The sequence below is a fragment of the Flavobacterium algoris genome (assembly GCF_048158525.1).
Classification (GTDB): domain Bacteria; phylum Bacteroidota; class Bacteroidia; order Flavobacteriales; family Flavobacteriaceae; genus Flavobacterium; species Flavobacterium algoris.
In genome coordinates, this window is the sequence record NZ_JBLNKT010000007.1 from 66,087 (window position 1) to 84,141 (window position 18,055).

Annotated in this window: 16 protein-coding genes; 5 read left to right on the forward strand and 11 right to left on the reverse strand. The window is 33.5% G+C overall.

The window, feature by feature from the left end:
- Positions 1-74: 74 nt before the first annotated feature.
- From atpE to ACM55I_RS05655, 7 genes are all read right to left on the reverse strand, one after another.
- Complete coding sequence (atpE, locus tag ACM55I_RS05625) at positions 75-266, reverse strand: ATP synthase F0 subunit C (protein ID WP_007136870.1); 192 nt, start codon at positions 264-266, stop codon at positions 75-77.
- Positions 267-299: 33 nt separating this feature from the next.
- Complete coding sequence (gene atpB / locus ACM55I_RS05630; protein WP_416845780.1) at positions 300-1,442, reverse strand: F0F1 ATP synthase subunit A; 1,143 nt, start codon at positions 1,440-1,442, stop codon at positions 300-302.
- 616 nt (positions 1,443-2,058) lie between these two features.
- Positions 2,059-2,283 carry an AtpZ/AtpI family protein gene (locus ACM55I_RS05635; RefSeq protein ID WP_416845781.1) on the reverse strand — a complete coding sequence of 75 codons (225 nt, stop codon included), beginning with the start codon at positions 2,281-2,283 and terminating at the stop codon, positions 2,059-2,061.
- Positions 2,255-2,659: a bactofilin family protein gene (locus ACM55I_RS05640; protein ID WP_416845782.1), complete on the reverse strand. Its 405-nt coding sequence runs from the start codon at positions 2,657-2,659 to the stop codon at positions 2,255-2,257. The genes ACM55I_RS05635 and ACM55I_RS05640 overlap by 29 nt, the downstream gene beginning before the upstream one ends.
- A 2-nt stretch (positions 2,660-2,661) precedes the next feature.
- Entirely contained in the window at positions 2,662-5,292 is a 2,631-nt protein-coding gene (porW, locus tag ACM55I_RS05645) for a type IX secretion system periplasmic lipoprotein PorW/SprE (RefSeq protein WP_416845783.1), read from the reverse strand.
- A 371-nt stretch (positions 5,293-5,663) separates the two neighbouring features.
- Positions 5,664-6,359, reverse strand: coding sequence for an ABC transporter ATP-binding protein (locus ACM55I_RS05650; protein WP_416845784.1), 696 nt, complete (start codon positions 6,357-6,359; stop codon positions 5,664-5,666).
- 61 nt (positions 6,360-6,420) lie between these two features.
- Complete coding sequence (locus tag ACM55I_RS05655) at positions 6,421-7,884, reverse strand: DUF5687 family protein (RefSeq protein ID WP_416845785.1); 1,464 nt, start codon at positions 7,882-7,884, stop codon at positions 6,421-6,423.
- A gap of 123 nt (positions 7,885-8,007) precedes the next feature.
- Here ACM55I_RS05655 and ACM55I_RS05660 point away from each other — a divergent pair, with 123 nt between their 5' ends.
- From ACM55I_RS05660 to ACM55I_RS05680, 5 genes are all read left to right on the forward strand, one after another.
- Entirely contained in the window at positions 8,008-9,060 is a 1,053-nt protein-coding gene (locus ACM55I_RS05660) for a 2Fe-2S iron-sulfur cluster-binding protein (RefSeq protein ID WP_416845786.1), read from the forward strand.
- 212 nt (positions 9,061-9,272) lie between these two features.
- Positions 9,273-10,100: an AraC family transcriptional regulator gene (locus ACM55I_RS05665; RefSeq protein WP_416845787.1), complete on the forward strand. Its 828-nt coding sequence runs from the start codon at positions 9,273-9,275 to the stop codon at positions 10,098-10,100.
- Positions 10,101-10,209: 109 nt separating this feature from the next.
- Positions 10,210-10,785, forward strand: coding sequence for a sugar O-acetyltransferase (locus ACM55I_RS05670; protein ID WP_416845788.1), 576 nt, complete (start codon positions 10,210-10,212; stop codon positions 10,783-10,785).
- A gap of 10 nt (positions 10,786-10,795) precedes the next feature.
- Positions 10,796-11,854 carry an alpha/beta hydrolase gene (locus ACM55I_RS05675; RefSeq protein ID WP_416845789.1) on the forward strand — a complete coding sequence of 353 codons (1,059 nt, stop codon included), beginning with the start codon at positions 10,796-10,798 and terminating at the stop codon, positions 11,852-11,854.
- Positions 11,855-11,880: 26 nt separating this feature from the next.
- The gene (locus tag ACM55I_RS05680) at positions 11,881-12,363 is read left to right on the forward strand and encodes a cyclophilin-like fold protein (RefSeq protein ID WP_416845790.1); all 483 of its coding nucleotides are present in this window, start codon (positions 11,881-11,883) and stop codon (positions 12,361-12,363) included.
- A 56-nt stretch (positions 12,364-12,419) separates the two neighbouring features.
- Here ACM55I_RS05680 and ACM55I_RS05685 read toward each other — a convergent pair whose 3' ends face one another.
- From ACM55I_RS05685 to ACM55I_RS05700, 4 genes are all read right to left on the reverse strand, one after another.
- Positions 12,420-13,181 carry a GLPGLI family protein gene (locus tag ACM55I_RS05685; RefSeq protein ID WP_416845791.1) on the reverse strand — a complete coding sequence of 254 codons (762 nt, stop codon included), beginning with the start codon at positions 13,179-13,181 and terminating at the stop codon, positions 12,420-12,422.
- Positions 13,182-13,303: 122 nt separating this feature from the next.
- Positions 13,304-16,087, reverse strand: a complete 2,784-nt coding sequence (locus tag ACM55I_RS05690) for an outer membrane beta-barrel protein (RefSeq protein ID WP_416845792.1) — start codon at positions 16,085-16,087, stop codon at positions 13,304-13,306.
- A gap of 242 nt (positions 16,088-16,329) precedes the next feature.
- Positions 16,330-17,346, reverse strand: coding sequence for a glycosyltransferase family 9 protein (locus tag ACM55I_RS05695; RefSeq protein WP_416845793.1), 1,017 nt, complete (start codon positions 17,344-17,346; stop codon positions 16,330-16,332).
- 44 nt (positions 17,347-17,390) lie between these two features.
- Positions 17,391-17,996, reverse strand: a complete 606-nt coding sequence (locus tag ACM55I_RS05700; protein WP_416845794.1) for a DUF4254 domain-containing protein — start codon at positions 17,994-17,996, stop codon at positions 17,391-17,393.
- Positions 17,997-18,055 lie beyond the last annotated feature (59 nt).

Genomic DNA, 18,055 nt, shown 5'->3' on the forward strand with positions numbered 1-18,055 from the left:
GCAATTTGTAATGTTTTAATTTTAAAAACAATAGTTACAACCAACCGTTGCAACTATTGTTTTTTGAGTTTTAATTAAGATGCGAATAACGCAGCGAAACCAATACCTTCAATAAGTGCAGCTGCGATAAGCATTGCTGTTTGGATTTTTCCTGAAGCTTCTGGTTGACGAGCAATAGCGTCCATTGCTGAACCACCAATTCTACCAATACCTAAACCTGCTCCGATAACAATTAACCCTGCTCCTACAATAGTTGGAATTTGCATAATATATATATTAAAAATTAAACATTCAATTTATTAATGAGCTTCCTCATGATGATGTTCCTCTACCGCTGAACCAAAGTACAAAGCAGATAACATGGTAAAAATATACGCTTGTAAAAAAGCTACCAGTATTTCAAGAATAGAAAGTACAAATGACAATCCAAATGATAAACTACTTCCTAACCAGCTTTTAAAGATAAACATTAAACCAATAATACTCATCAATACAATATGTCCTGCAAAAATATTTGCATATAAACGTATCATCAATGAAAAAGGTTTAATAAAAATCCCTAACAGTTCAATAGGCGCTAAAACGATTCGCATTGCTTTAGGCACACCAGGCATCCAAAAAATGTGTCCCCAGTAATTTTTGTTGGCTGTAAGGTTAGTGATCAAAAATGTTAAGATTGCCAATGAAAATGTAATGGTTAAATTTCCGGTTACATTGATTCCAAATGGCATTAAACCAAATATATTTAAGAATAAAACGAAGAAAAATATAGTCAATAAATAACTCATGTATTTCTTGTAGTGCTTTTCGCCAATGTTTGGGATAGCGATTTCGTCACGGATATATAAAACAACCGGTTCGAATATTCTTCCTACTCCAGAAGCAATTCCTTTATTTTTAGCATACGATTTTGCTAAACCAGCAAATATTAAAAACATTAATAATGAAGCAATCATTATAGACAAAACTGTTTTTGTTATAGAAAAATCTATAGGACGAACATTAGTTGGGAAACCTGTTTTCTCGTCTTCAGTTATTGTACCTGAAGCGTCCGTTTTGTATATTTTACCGTCGTGGTGGTTTATTTTGTAGAAATTTCCATTCGATTCTGCCACAGCTTCACCGTGCTCAAATTTAGCTGAAGAAAAAACGTGTAATCCATTGTCCCAAAGAATTACAGGTAAAGAAAAACCGTAGTGTTTTCCTTCTACTTCATCTGAAAAAAATGTAAAGTCATGGGAATCTAAAACGTGATGACCTATAAATGCTTTAATTTTAGATTTTACATCTGTTGGTTCAGCATGAGCTTCTTCTGACACCTCATGAGCTTCTTCTGTTTTTACTTTCACAGTATCCACTTCAGGATTTGCAAAACTAATTAATGGAAGACATGCTACTAAAGCTACTAATATAAATCTAAGTGGTTTGTTTGAAATCACCATAACAGTTAATTATCTTAATTTATTACGTTTCTGAAATTTGGTGCAAATGTACATTTTTTATTAATATTCAAAAGCATATAAAAATTTATTTTTTGAAGCATTTAATACATAAACATCATATTTATTGCTTTTCGTTTAGTATGCGTATCGTTAGAACGGTTTCAATTGCTAAAAAGAGAATAAACATCGCAAAAAAATTCTTCCTCTCCATTGTATTATTTTGGGTTGAAACCTGTAATAAAGGCCTTAGAATCAAGTAGCAAAAAATCATCTTAACACTTGTACTTAATAGAAACGACATACCTATGTTGTCAAAACTACGCTCTTTGACTTCCAACAAAACAATAAAGACTAGTATTGATAAGCCTAAAAACAGTAAATAAAGGGTTTCTATCGAATAGTGAAAAGCTTTGTCATTTATGTCAAAAGCATAAAAAACAACTTTGTGAAGGATGTAAGCTAATCCGGCGAGTAACAATAGGTTTAAGAGCGGTTTGTAATTTTTTAAATTCATTAGATTTGGTTTTTGCCAAGAAGGCACTAGCGGGCAAAGTTATTTTATCACAAACCTATTTGGTCTACTATTGATTCGTACTGATCTTTATATTTAAAAAAATTATTGTGATTTATTGATTTCGTTAACTTGTCTTATCACATTATATAACGCTAACGCAACGCCAACCATCACTAAAATTTTATTGTAATACACCTTAGGACTTGGATGATTTTCGTCTAACCAATTTCCCAGATAGGAAAACAGAAAGATGATTGCTCCCATTTGAATCGGGATATTAATCAACGCGAGCCACTTACTAGCTTGTTTTTTGGGTTTGTTGTCCATCGTGTGACATTAGATTTTTTATATTGGTCTTCATGCTACAAGAAGCACTAAAATCAGCACCCGGCTCCACCGATAGCTTCCCTACTGAAACTTCGCCATGAATACTTGCTTTCGATTTCACGTTTAATATTTCGGTGACATGAATTTTACCGTTGAACTTTCCTTCTATATCAGCATTTTTGCAAACTATATCACCGGTAACACTTCCTGCTGGTCCTATAACTATTTTCCCGCTGGATTGAAAATTACCAATTAATTCTCCATCCAATCTAAAATCAGCCTGAGAAATAATATCCCCTTTTATGGTGGTTCCCTCTACTATCCTATTGGTTTTACCTAAGAGATCCGTGTATGATTTTGGCTTTTTATCAAACATGATTATTTATTTTTAGGTGTCAAATACGCATCCAAGTTTTTCTTGATTTGAATTACTTTATAGTTTTCACCAGAAACAACTATTGCAGGTTCATCAATTTTATATTTGATATTCTCTTTCATTGTTTGTGCAATATCTTTTGCATAAACCTCCGAATTAATTCCGTGAATGGTAATAAAATTTTCCTTTTCAGTATAAATATCAAAGGAATACGTTAGTTTTTGAATATTTTCACTAGCAATAAACAACTTGATTTTTTCTTCGATTGCTTTTGTAGTTTTATCTTCTCTTGATATTGCTTTATAAATAATTTTCCAATTCTTGGCATCAACAGTACTAAAGTTCTTGTCTTCCAAAAACGGAATTTGAGTTGTCAGGATTTCTACTGCTTTTTTTCCTTCTTCACTGTTAGGATAATTATCCGCTAATTCCTGTAACGCATTTTTATACGCTATTAATCCTCTAAGTTTTCCAAGAGTAGTTGCTTTTAACAGTTCAAATTTAGGAACTATTTCATCTCCGGAAAACTGATTAATCAAATCGTCAATTTTTGCTAACACTACAGTATATTGCTCCTCTTGATACAGTTTATACCATTTGTTATAGACTTTCTCGGGTGATTCATTATCTACAGCTACCAAATTTGTATTGTTTATTATTTGTGCATAACGAGAATTTGGATACTGGGCTGAAATTCTATTTTTCATTTCCTCCGCTTTGGCAGCATCCGTAATTTGATAAATTTTATATAAATTATAGAGTGTCGGAAGAATGAATTTTTCTTCAGGATTGTTTTTTAATAACTGTTCCAGTTTAGCGCTGGCCAATTGATATTCTTTGAATTTTTCTTTATAAATAATCCCAAGTTGGTAATAGGCAAAATTACGTTCTTTGGCAATCCTGTCAATCGCGGTTTGCTTTGTGGGAAGCTGTTTTAGGTAATAATCGGTGGTATATTTTTCAACCGGCTTATCTGTTGCTGCTAATTTGTCTTCCAATTTTGCTTTGTCCCCACCTATGGAATCATTAACAGCAAAATCAGTTTTGTTGGCGGATACTCTCCAGTTCCCATTCGAAGATCGGTCCCCCCATATTTTTTTAAACTCTAATTTTCCAAAAGCAATGGTCGTAGGATTATAAAAATAGAAAACACTTGCTGACTGCTGTCCCGAAATACTAGCCATAGTAGGTGGTGCTAATGATGATTTCTTCGCTGGTTTTCCTGGCTCCTGATTAGGAGAGGCCGCATCAATGGAAGCCGTTTTAGTATTTCTTTCTATATTTTCTTGTTTGACTTTTAGTTTTTCTTCTAAAATTCTTTTAGCTTCATCTGTCTTTTTTAACTTGTCGATATAATTTTCAAAATATGAAACCCGTTCTCTTTCTGACAGAGCAACCACATGCAAAATACTGTCGTTTGTTTTGGCAATAGCTTCGAGTTGTATTACTTCATCTAAATCTTTTCTGGTTTTTTGAATGTGAATGAATTCTCTGGTTTTATTATCCAACTTTACTAAAGTACTGTCATAATACTTAGCGGCAACTGGATAATCGGCATTTTTGAAATACATATTACCTAAATCCCTGTAGTTTGAAGCAATCAAATATTGGTCCGTTGTTGCTTTTTTCAGCGAAGCATTGTAAAAATTTAAAGCTGTTTTTTGTTTGTTATTTTTATCATAAAACACCGCCTTTTCTCTATAAATTACATCTAGAAATGGTCGATTTTCTCTATCGGCAATTAGTTTATTGTATGTTTTTAAAAACGCAGTGGTATCTCCCGTTTTATAATCGAATAATTGCGCTTTTTTGACGTAAGCCTGAATAACATATTTTCTTTCGGATTTTCTATTCATAGCTATCACGGATTCATAGCTGTAAATGGCGCTGTCTTTTTTGCCTAATTCCTCGTACAATTGCCCAAGAATAAAACGGTATCTCGCTCTTTCGGTTTTTACTTTGGTATATTTTTCGGCTATTTTTAATTTTGCTAAAGCACTGTCTTTTTCCTCTAAGTTTAAAAAAGCTTCTGATAAAAGAGCATTCGCATCCGCAAAAACTTGTTTTTTTAGCTTTTTCTCCTTCAGCATTTTGGTCATGCTTTTTATTACCAAAGCATCGTTTCCAAGCCGCATATTGGTTTTTTCACGCCAAATTTTCGCTTCATAAATTCTGCTGCTGTTGGGATATTTGTATAAAATATAATTGAATGCATCCAGTGCCGGAACGAATCTTTGATCGTAATAACGGGATTTACCAAGCAGTAAATAGGCTTCATCAATCTGGCTGTTTCTTTCTCTTCCTCCAATGTTCATGGAGTGTTTTTGAATTGCCTTTGTGGCTTTGGTCTCGGCCAGTTCAAAATCAGCATTTTTAGATTTTACGTCTGTAGAAATGGCTTCATCCATTTGCATTCTTTCGATAGGCAAACGCTTCCAAAAATTATCTTTACTATTTGCTTTTATACCATTAACTCCTTTGTCCAACCCCATTTGCCCGTTGTATAAAATATTATATTTCGTGCTCAAAGCATGGGATTTTCTCGCCAAAAAAGTGTCCTTTTTAGTAGAACACGCTACCAAAAACAATAAAAATCCTAGCGAAAATATATGTTTGAATGTGTTGGTTTTCAATGGTAAACGTTTTTTATCAATTAACTTCTAAAAATACTTTTTAGTATAATGACTTGTAAAAATACGTTTCTTTTTGATATCGTGGAAATTATTAGGTTTCTTTTTGATTGCCGGTTTTGCGTGAGGGATGGCAGCGGAAATCCTTTTTTATTCTTTTTTCAAGAATAAAAAAGATTGAGAGCGAAAAGCCCGACCCGGAATTTTTCTTTCCGGGTCACACCCAAATTAAATTCTTCCAGGCTTGAATGCTATAAATTTTGATTTGACAGGATAAAAATAAACCGCTAATTCGCTAATTAAATACTCCAATTAATAAATGCAATTGGCGAATTAGCGGTAAACTGTTTTGTATATAGCCGTTAAGTTAAATTTTAAACTGCAAAAAACAGTTCGAGTTCTTGCAACGTTTCAGCTGATGTTTGAATATCTTTCACGATTTCGCCTTTGTTCAACGCCACAATTCTGTTACAAACCTCCACCGTATGCAGTAAATCATGACTGGAAACCAGCACTGTTACATCCGGATTTTCGGCTAATTCTTTGATAATTTTTTTCAATCTATTGACTGTTGTTGGGTCTAAATTAGCAAAGGGTTCGTCCAGAATTACCACTTCCGGATTGCCTATAAGCGTGGCGATGATTCCCACTTTCTTTTGGTTTCCTTTGGATAAATCTCGCAAATACTTTTTATTTTTTAGGATTTCGCCATTAAAAAACTCCTCGTGTTTAGCCAGCAAGGCATCAATATCCGCTTTGTTTTGTCCGCGTAAATCACCTATAAAATAAAAATATTCTTCGGGTGTTAAGTAGCCAATTAGAAAGCTTTCGTCCAGAAAAGAAGCGGTGAAAGGTTTCCAGTTTTCGCTTGCATTCACTTGAATGGCATTGTTGATAATGTGTCCCGTTGAAGGTTGGATTAAATCCAATAGCAAACTGAAAAATGTGGTTTTTCCGGCGCCATTATTCCCTACCAATCCAAAACTTTGCCCTTTTGGGATTTCCAGATTTTCGATTTTAAGAACTGTTGTGCCGTTATATATTTTTGAAAGATCGTTTACTTGTATCATTTTTAAAAAAGTTTAATCGGTTATTTGTTGATTTGGTTAATCGCTTTATGAAAATTGACTGTTAACTCTTTTGTTTGTAAGCCGCTATGGTTTTGTACTTCTCGGTTTTATAAATTTTTTCTATTTGTGTGAAAACTTTATCTCTCAAAGCAAAACCTATTATTCCGGCAACGGCAACCATTGCTAATCCTAAATTAGGGCTCATTAAAGTGGACCCAATCCAATAAAGTCCCAATGGCAACAGCAATTTGGGTAACGAAATCAACATGGTATTTACATTAAAGGCTTTTTTATCTCCAAAAGCTCCTTTGCTGGAATCTAAATCTATTGGCGTTTTTGTGTAAGCACCCGCAAGAAGCACCAAATGTGAATTGACTCCAATATTATAAATGGCACCCACAACAATTGTCAGATACACTTGCCATCCAAAATACAAATAGAATGAAGCTAAAATCGTAGAAATAACGGTCGCGATAACAATTAGCCACCATTTTGAACTTAAATATCCTCGATACGGAATATTTTGCGTCATCATTAATTGATAATAAGAACTGTCCCAACTAGGTACAAATTGTCCGAAAGTGAATAAAAAACCACCCGAAACAAAAATGCCTGCAAAAATGTGCATCACCGGATTGTATAAAGCATGACTTTTAAAGAACAGGAGGCCGTAAAACAAAAACACCACGCTCATGATCACCGTAGTTTTGGAACGCTTGTTTCTTTTTATGAGTTTAATATCATTCTTCAAAAATGTTCCCAATGTTCCAAACTGATTCAGCCAAGTTAAATCCTCGGTTTTGGCAATTTGGTGTTTGTTTGAAAGTCCTGAATCAAGATACAAGTTGTTTTTGAAATAGTTGAACGTAACATAATACAGCCCCATTAAAGCCAAAATTGGCAGTAGAAACATCCATTTTGTGTGGAATAAACCCTCAAAGAAAACGGTGGTATAAGTAGTAATATCAAAAACATGATAATATTGACAGCCGCCTAAAATAATCACAATTCCCACGAAAATGGCAAACAAATTGTCTTTATTATTCAATACGATATTTAGAAAATTGTTGATGTAAATCAGTGAAATCATGGCTAAATGCCAAAGCAATACGCTCACTACATCATATCCTTCCATGATTAATACTACTGAAAATGGCAAAAAGAAAAAAGCGTGTCCATAATTAAAAAAAGACAATACGGTTTTACCCAACGAAAAATGAACAATTGTTGGTTTCTTAAACGGTAAAACCAAGAAGGGACGAATGTTCATTACCGGAATTTTTTGCAAGAGCAAACGAATAATCAAATCAAATAAAAAGTAGTAAATCAGGAATTTATTTACGGTAACCAATGGTTCCAGATTCATTTTCTTGATAATATAAAAGGCTCCAATTCCCAAAGCCAAAAAAACTAAAGCAAAATAAATCGCCACAAAAAGCATCAAGATTTTTAAACCTAAATTTGTTGCGAAGGAAGCGGATCTAGTGAAAGCCTTCCATTCGAGATAGATAAATTTTTTGAACATGGTTTATAGTTTGGTTTCGTAATTGGTAGTAAAATTCTTGAAATGTTACATCTAATATAAAAAAATCGGCAATTATAATCCCCATTTATTTGTCGTTTCCTACTTTTGTAAAAAATTAATCACATGCCATCCTTTTTAAAACTTATAATAAAAGAAGTAAAACGTGAAACCAAAGATGCGGTTTCCATACTTTTTAATGTTCCTGAGGAATTAAAACCAAACTATACTTTTGTTGCAGGTCAATACATCAATCTTCGACTTACCTTAGACAATCAGGAAATTCGTCGTGCGTATTCTATTTGTTCCGCTCCAGAAAGTGGGGAATTGCGAATTGCAGTAAAAGTAGTAAAAAACGGTGCTTTTTCTCAATTTGCCAATACAAAATTAAAAGCAGGTGATGCGCTGGAGATAGGAAAACCAGAAGGGAAATTTACTTTTGAACCACAAGCTGACCGACAAAAAAATTATGTGGCTTTTGTGGCCGGAAGCGGAATCACACCCGTGCTTTCTATCCTGAAATCAGTATTGAAAAGTGAGCCTAAAAGTTCTTTTGTTCTTGTTTATGGAAACAAATCTCCCGAGGAAACGATCTTTCATCAAGAATTGCACGATTTGCAATTGCAATATGTAAGCCGCCTTTTTGTACACTATGTTTACAGTCAGGCCAAAGCAGAACAGGCATTATTTGGTCGAATAGATAAATCGGCAGTGAATTTTGTTTTGAATAACAAACACAAGGAATTGGAATTTGATAAGTTCTATTTGTGCGGACCAGAAGAAATGATTAATACCGTTTCGGGTGTTTTGGCAGCAAAAAATATCAAAGAATCCGCTATCAAATTCGAATTGTTTACGACTTCAACCAAAGAACATAAAATCGAAAAATCATTAGAAGGTCATTCGAAAATCACTGTTATGGTGGATGATGATGAAACGACTTTTGAAATGTCACAAAAACAAACTATCCTTGAAGCTGCTTTAAAACAAGGTCTTGATGCTCCGTATTCCTGCCAAGGCGGAATATGCAGCAGTTGTCTGGCTCGTGTTACATCAGGAACTGCCGAAATGACTAAAAACTCGATTCTTACTGATAAAGAAATCGCCGATGGATTAATCCTAACCTGTCAAGCGCATCCAACGTCAGAAAGCATTTATGTAGATTATGATGACGTTTAGCAAATAGTCCAACTGATACCGGAAACTTCTCTGAAAAGGGAAGTTTTTTTATTTTAGGGAGGTTTTGTAAAGCGACACCGCAAACCAGCACAACTTGACCAGACACAATTTTAAAGTGAGCCTTACAGAAAGACAAAATGAACCTTGCAATAAAGTCAGACTAAAGCAAAAAACTTAAATTTGTTGGTTAATAATCTAACATCAGCAAATTTATGAATGTGCAACAGGACGATAGTTTAAAAACCATAACTTATTCAGGTATATTTTTATCCTGCTTTTCAGATTATAGCGAAAAATGTATTCACGCAACTCCAGAACACGTTTTGGTCTATCTGTATTCGGGAGAACAAGTTATTGAAGATAGAAATAGGAAAATAACGTTACAGGCAGGTGATTGTGCATTTATCAGAAGAGACCATCGTTTGAAAATGTACAAAAACAGCAAGGGAGAAGAATTATACAAAGGCATTTCGCTTACGTTTAAACGAAGTGTTTTACGCGAATTTTACAGTAAAATGGATAAAGCAAAAATGCCACAGAACATAGTTGTTTCAGATGATTATGTTTTTAAATTACAACCTTCGCCGGCTATAGAAAGTTTGTTTCAATCGCTTACACCCTATTTTGATAGTAACATAAAACCAACTGAAGGTGTTACACATTTGAAATTATTGGAAGGAATTTATGCTTTGTTGAACAGCAATAAACAACTTTATCCTATCTTATTTGACTTTGCAGAACCTTGGAAAGTGGACATATTAGAGTTTTTGAATGAAAATTATGCAGATGAACTTACAATGGAACAGATTGCGTCTTTTACTGGGAGAAGTTTGGCGACATTCAAAAGAGATTTTAAGAAAATCAGCAATCATACACCTCAAAAATGGCTGATAAAAAGACGGCTTGAAGCTGCATACATTAAACTAAAAGACGAAGGCAAAAAAGTTCAGGATGTTTATGTGGAAGTAGGTTTTAAAAACCCTTCACATTTTTCTACCGCATTCAAAAAACAATACGGAATTTCACCTACAGATATTTGATTTTTAATTTAAAATTGAGCTTCTCAGAAAGATTATTTGAGCCTCGCAGTAAAGTTACTGCGAGGCTTTATTTTTAATTTTGTTCCGTAAACAAATAGTTTAGGAACTAATGGAAGAAACAACAACAGAAAATATATTCAGTAAGTTAAAAACAGGTAAAACTATATCACCTAACGATCCGCAAGCTTATAAACTGATAGAAGCCTCATTTGCCACAAAGAAAGTACTCGTTCAAATGAACAACTCTTCAAATCCAAAAGAAATAAGGGATTTGTTGAGCCAAATTACAGACACCGAAATTGATGAAAGCACAACTGTTTTTACTCCGTTTCATATCAATTACGGAAAGCACACCAAAATTGGTAAAAATGTATTTATCAACTTTGACTGTGTTTTCTTGGATTTGGGTGGTATTACTATAGAAGATAATGTGCTTATTGCTCCTAAAGTCAGTTTATTATCAGAAGGACATCCCATTTCGAACGAAGACAGACATTCACTCATTCCGCAACCAATTCACATCAAAAAAAATGCGTGGATTGGAGCTAATGCAACCATTTTACCAGGAGTAACCATTGGCGAAAACGCAATTGTGGCAGCAGGTGCAGTAGTTTCAAAAGATGTTCCTGACAATTCTATTGTAGGTGGTGTGCCTGCTAAATTCATCAAATCAATTTCTAAATAATAAAATAGCAATGAAGCAAATAACAATTATAGCGATAACATTCCTAATGACATTGGGACAGGTTTATGGTCAAAAATCAAAAAAAGTAAATTCAAAAAAAATGAATACAACAGAAACGGTAGAACATTATACTTTTCAATTGGGTGATAAAGTAACACGTCAAAAAGTAAGTTTCAAAAATCGATACGGCATCACCATTTCAGCCGATTTATATCTACCCAAAAACACGGAAACTAAAACTTTTTCAGCATTGGCAATCAGCGGACCTTTTGGTGCTGTGAAAGAACAATCATCTGGATTGTATGCCAACCAGATGGCAGAACGTGGTTTTATTGCTTTGGCTTTCGATCCATCTTACACAGGAGAAAGCAGTGGCGAACCTCGTAATTTGGCTTCACCAGACATAAACACAGAAGATTTTAGTGCAGCAGTGGATTTTTTAGGTCTACAAAAAAATGTGGATAGAACTAAAATTGGCATTATTGGTATTTGTGGTTTTGGAGGTATGGCATTAAATGCAACCGCTATTGACAAACGTATAAAAGCAGTGGCAACAACTAGTTTGTACGATATGACACGAGTTATGTCAAAAGGTTATAATGATGTGGTAACACTGGAACAACGCATGAAAACATTGGAACAATTAGGGCAACAACGTTGGAAAGATGCAGAGAATGGAACACCTGCTCCATCATCAAATAATTTACCTGAAAAGTTACAAGGAAACGAACCTCAGTTTGTTGCTGAATACCACAACTACTACAAAACTCCACGTGGTTTTCATCCACGTTCTATCAACTCAAACGGTTCTTGGACAGCTACCAATCCATTATCGTTTATGAATATGCCGCTTTTAGCCTATATCAAAGAAATTTCACCAAGACCAATGCTTTTGATAGCAGGCGAAAATGCACACTCCCGTTATTTCAGCGAAGACATTTATAAAGTGGCTTCCGAACCAAAAGAGTTGATGATTATACCTAATGCTGTTCACGTGGATTTATATGACAAGGTTGATGTTGTTCCATTTGACAAGTTGGAAACATTTTTCAAACAGCACTTAAAGTAGGTTGTTATTACCTGAAACTTAATCGTATGAAATATGTAGTAGCAACCGTTTTGATGTTAGTTTCATTCACGCTTTGTTTGGCAAGTTACCACAAAGATGATGAAGCCACTCCTACTCAAAACAATAGTAACAACAACGGAAACCCTAATAATCCAACAAGTAATAAAATGAAAATAACAGCTGGTACTTCTGTCTTTACAGCCACACTTAATGACACTGCAACAGCAGCCTCATTCAAAACAATGTTACCGTTGACACTTAATATGAATAAGTTAAATAGGAATGAAAAATTTTATTTCTTCTCAACAACTTTACCAACCAATGCGTCAACTGGTAGTAACATTCAAACAGGTGACTTGATGTTGTATAGCAATAATTGTTTGGTATTGTTTTACGAAAACCTAAATACATCTTACAGCTATACTCGACTTGGAAAAATTGATAATATTATAGGATTAGTTTCTGCTTTAGGTACTGGAAGCATAACCGTAAAATTTGAATTGGAGTAATACTATTCGTTGTAGTCCCAAATTAAAACACTATTCAAAATCAAGCAGTTAACCAATTATAAAAAAGCATTCCACAAAAAAATATTTTTTTGCCTTTTGTTTTCTTCTTTATCCTCGCCATAGGTGTACCAATCCTTTATTTTTTCTTCTATTAACGATTTTAGCCCCATTAAGTCATAAGTTTTTTTGGCTGTAATGGGTTTTATGTCAGATGTGGTACTGCTATTTAAATCTATTTTGGTCGCGATAAATGAGGTGTATAATCTTGGTATTGAAAGTCCCAAAATCATACCCGGTAAACCGCTTATAGAACATGGACCGCCAGAAATGGTAATATCGTCTGTGTAAAAAGCAAATACATATACGTCATCCATTATTTTGCCTACGGCTTTTCGGCAATTATAACCGGCTATTTCTCTATGTTCATTTGTGATTTTCCATTGTATATTTGGTATGCTATCTGCTATTACAAAATTAGTTCCTACTATTTGTTTTTGCATATTCATTTTTCCTGTTTTAAAATCAAAATACCAAGTGTTTTCTTCATCTGCATCTTTTTCGTGTTTTGGTATTCTTGTTTTTGGGCTCCATCTGTCAAATTTGTATATGCTTTTATTATCTGCAAAAGTATAGGTAAAATAGGATATTTTTAGGTCTGACAGGTTGTCTTTCATCATCTCATCCCAGCTATCATTGCTCATCGTTTTTTTGAGATTGGTATTTACTTCATATTCAATTACAGCTTTATCTATAAACTGCTGTGCTTTTGATGTAGTTGTAAAAATTAGTACAGTAATAAAAAAAAGTATTGATTTCATATGTTACTATTTATTGTTATTCCGTGAACTCGTTTTGTCTCGTTCTTTGCTTTTATTCTACCTTAAAAAAAGTAAAATGACGTTGTCAAATTTGTATGTTTTATTTCAGAACCGTTACAAATTTATTTTTTTGCTCTTTCGCCTTTGTTTTTAAAATTCCAGGTAAAGCCTATCATAGCATATCTTTTGAGCCTATCATTTCGTTCCTCACCTATTACATTTTCATGAACATATCTATTTATGCCTATATTTTGATTCAAAATATCTCTTACCATGATATAAGCCGTAAACTCATCGTTTTTGAAGGTACGTTGCAGCCTTGCATTCCACAATTGATTAGTAAGATTGGTTTGAAAGTCGACCGTTTTTTGTCGAGAGTATAAATTGTAGTCTGTGGATAATTTCCATTTTTCTCTGAAATAAACCCCTATATCCAAACCCAAATTATTGGTGTTAAATGATTTTATTTCATCATTTAGAGAAGTACTGTTTCTGTTATTTGAAAAACTATTACTTAAACTAAATTCGTATTTTTTTTCTTTTGATTTATACAAATAAACTGAAAATCCTGAATTTAAAGTATTGGAATTGTTAGTTTTGTTATTAATGCTAAGTACTGATTTATTATAATTAATAGATGGATTAAGGTTAACGTTTAAATCTATTTTTTTTATCTTAAATCCATATCCAAAATAAAAATTTCCAGAAAAATTACCGTTTGTGTTTATGGGTTTGGTAATTGTTTTAGCACTTTCTGGATCTATATCTTTGTTGTAAGAAATTAAATTGGTAGTAGTTCTAAAAGAAATACTTTGGTAAAATTGTGTTTCTGTTAAAATACTATAACTATTGTTTGATATGTTTATACTATTGGTAAAGGATTGCTTTAAATCTGGATTACCTATAATTTGATTGAAAAAATCTTGATTGTTCCTCAAAGGCTGTAATTGATCGATGGTGGGCTGTTTGGTTGCGCCTTGATAATTGAAACGTAAATTACTATTGCTTTTGTACTTGTAGGAGAAATTTGCAGCTGGAAAAAAGTTAGTATAGCTGCGCTTGTATTCTTTGTTTAAAGTTTGATCTTGCAAATCAAACGAAGTAAAACCAAAACCACTTCCAAAACTATAATTTATTTTTTTGGCATTATAACTCAATTTTATATTGGGCTTGTTTGTTGTTATTGTCTGTTTGAACTGGTTTGACAAAGAATTTACAACCAAATCATACTTGCCTGTAACGTCCGAATAATCATACGTTAAATAATTGCTTTCGCCACTATTATAAGCAATTTGATGGGCGAATTGCAATGCAAATTTCTTACCAATAGGCTCCGTATAGGCAACGTTTACAGTAAGATTTTGATTTGTTTTTTCTCCTATTTTATTTTGATCCACATCATCCCTAGAAGAAAAAACACCTCCATTATAACTTTCGTTGGAAGACTTCAAAAAATTATTGGCATTTGTACTCAAAATGTTCCAACTACTGTTAACAGAAAATGTACGACGTGCTTTGGCGAATTTATGTTTATACAAAATACTTGCAAACAAAGATTCCTTATCCGATTTTGTAGTAAATGTTTTTTCCTGTTTATTTTTTAACAATCCATTATCTCCCGTAGTCTGTCCGTTTATAAATTCATCGCTATCAGTATTATAAAAATTGGTTTTGGCGGTAAATTTTATGGAATTTATAGAATCTAATTTTACGTCGTAAGTAGCATTTAGTTTAAAATTACTTCTGTTTACATTGCTTATCGTTGATGTATTTTCGTTTAGTTGGGTTTCCCCTACTTGTGTTTGGGTAACCCTGCTATTATTGTTGCTATAAATTTGCTTATTGTATTTTGGCGAGAGATTCAATGTTTGTTTATCATTCCACTTGTTGCTGTACTGCAATCCTGCGTTGGTATTTTTAATAAAACCATTTTGAGTGTCAACATAAGGTTCATCATCATTATTGCCTCCTGTCCATTCATAATTTACATTTCCATCATCATCCATACTCATACTTATATCATTCTCTCTTCCACCAAATTTTTCGCTATCTTGCCAACCAAGTCCATCTTGACCCGTATTCCCATTTAATAAAAAAGCAGATAGTTTTCTTTTACCTTTAAAATCACTAAACATAAGATTAGTATTGTATCTGGAATCTACATTTGTTAATGGTCCGTTTGCAGCGTCTATTTTGCCAAAATACCCTTTCTTCTTATCTTCCTTTAATTTTAGGTTAATTGTTTTTTTTGTGTTGCCATCATCAATTCCTGTAAACTCGGCTTGATCACTTTTCTTATCAAAAACTTGTACTTCTTTTACCGCATCCGCTCGTAAGTTTTTTACCGCCATGCCAGGGTCATCGCCAAAAAATTCTTCGCCATCAACCAATACTTTTTCTACAGTTTCCCCCATGGCTTTTATGACACCATTTTTATCTACTTGTATCCCTGGCAGTTTTTTCAGTAATTCTTCTACATTGGCATTGGCATCAACTTTAAAATCACCTGCTCTATAACTGGTAGTATCTCCTTTAATTCTAATGGAACCCGTCTTTATAATTACTTCTCGCAGCAGTTTTATTTTGCTGATCAAAGCAATTGTTCCTAAGTTTTTCTCATTTTCATTAACGATTATGGCATCTACATAATCAGCATATTGGCTATGCGCCGTCATCAATATATAGTTTCCTGCTTTTACATTTTTGAGATTAAAGTTCCCCTCTTTATCCGATCGGGTAAACTTGTATAAAATAGAATCTATGGGGGTTAATAAAGCAACAACTGAATTGTAAACAGGGTTTTTTTCGCTACCATCCGTTAAAACACCCGAAAGGTTTGCTTTTTGAGAAAATACTGAAAAAGAGAATAAGAACAAAATTGCAATTGTTGCTGTAATTTTTAGCATAAATAATACTATTTTATTGTTTTAGCATTTCAAGATTTCTAAAAGAAATTTAACCTGAAAAGCGACCGTTTTTCACCTCAAGTCAATTTTTTAATTACAAAACCTAACTCACTTAAAACAAAAATAGTATTATTTATGCTAATAATTTTCAGCCCAATTGTTAAAAAATTAATAAAATTATTCCTACCCAAAGGCAATAAACACTTGGGGAGATAAAACTCGTAACTATATATGTACGGATATTAATTTATTTGTCTACAGGCATTTAGAACCTTTACGATAGAATCTACAGCAATCGTTCGCATGGCATCTTCATATCCTTCGACTTTTTTATTTCCATACACCGAAGTGGGTAATTTTGGAAACAAATTTCTATCGGAAACCAACGCATTTTCTAATAGTTGATTAAAAGGTGAAAATCCGGCATAAGGATGTGTTGCGCCCCAAAGCGTAATCACTTTCACGCCAAGCATAGCGGCAATATGGGCATTACCGGAATCCATAGAAAGCATCACATCAAGATTACTGATGAGTTGTAATTCCTGCTTAAATTTAATTTTCCCTGCCATAGTAATGACATTTTTTTTGTGGGCTGAAAGCGAATTTAAGATTTCGATTTCCTTTTTTCCACCTCCAAAAAGGAGTATTTTGTAATCCGCATTTTTAGCTAATTGATTGATGACTTCTTGCATCAAATCCAACGGATACACTTTAGAATCATACTGTGCAAATGGAGCAATTCCTATCCATTTCTGGTTTTTTTCTCCCGTCAAACTGATTATTTCAGTATCTAAAGCTTGCTTTTCAGGGAAAACTGGATGAGATAAATCAACGTTAAAACCAAGTTGCCTGAACACTTCTACGTGTCTTTCAAACATTGTCGGCAATGGTTTGAAAACTTTATTTTCGGGTTGCGTCAAGGCTTTTTTCTCAGCTCTTCCTTTGTCAACTAAAGCTACTTTTTTCCCGCTTAAAGCAAAAAGGCTTCTGACGATTTTAGACCGTAAAACATTATGCAAATCGGCGAAAGCATCAATTTGGAATCCTCTTAAATCTTGGAACAAACGCAACAATCCCAGAAACCCTTTGTGTCGTTCTTTTTCATCGAAAGCAAAAAAAGAAACGTTGGGAATGAAATCGAAAAAAGGTTTGAAAAATGGTCTGGAAACGATCGTAATTTTAACGTCTGGATGCTGATTTACGAAAGCGCGTAAAACAGGAACCGTCATGGCGACATCTCCCATTGCGGAAAGTCTCATGACGGCTATATGTTTGATTTTTTGGGACAATTTAAAAATGAGAATTACTTCTTGTTTTGGTACAAAACAGGATTCAAATCATCATCATTGTACATTTTCATCTGCTTGTACACTTTCATGAATTTATTTCCATTTTCAATGTCTTTTATTAAGTCATCAATTGCGGTTGACAAATCAGTTCTTTGCTCTAAAAGAATATTCAATTTTGCCTGACATTTATCTCTGTGATCTTGTGAAGCTTCTGCACGAGTCGCTTCTTCATTCATATGATAAATTTTTAAAGCTAAAATCGACAATCTGTCAAAAGCCCAAGCAGGACTTTCTGAGTTGATTTTTGCACTCTCTTTTACTACTACATGGCTGTATTTTTGAAGAAAATAACTGTCAATATATTCCACCATATCCGTACGTTCTTGATTAGAAGCATCGATTCTTCTTTTCAAAGTCAAAGCAGCAACCGGGTCAATATTTGGATCACGGATAATATCTTCAAAATGCCATTGCACCGTGTCAATCCAGTTTTTATGATACAATAAATGTTCAAATTTATCCTTCGGAAACGGATTATTTATAGGCTGATCAACATTATCAAATTGATGATAATCTTTAATACTTTGTTCGAAAACTGAATAAGCTAATTTTGAAAACATATCTTTATATATTAAAACGCAAAGATACTTTTTTATACTTTTATAGATTAAAAAAACTT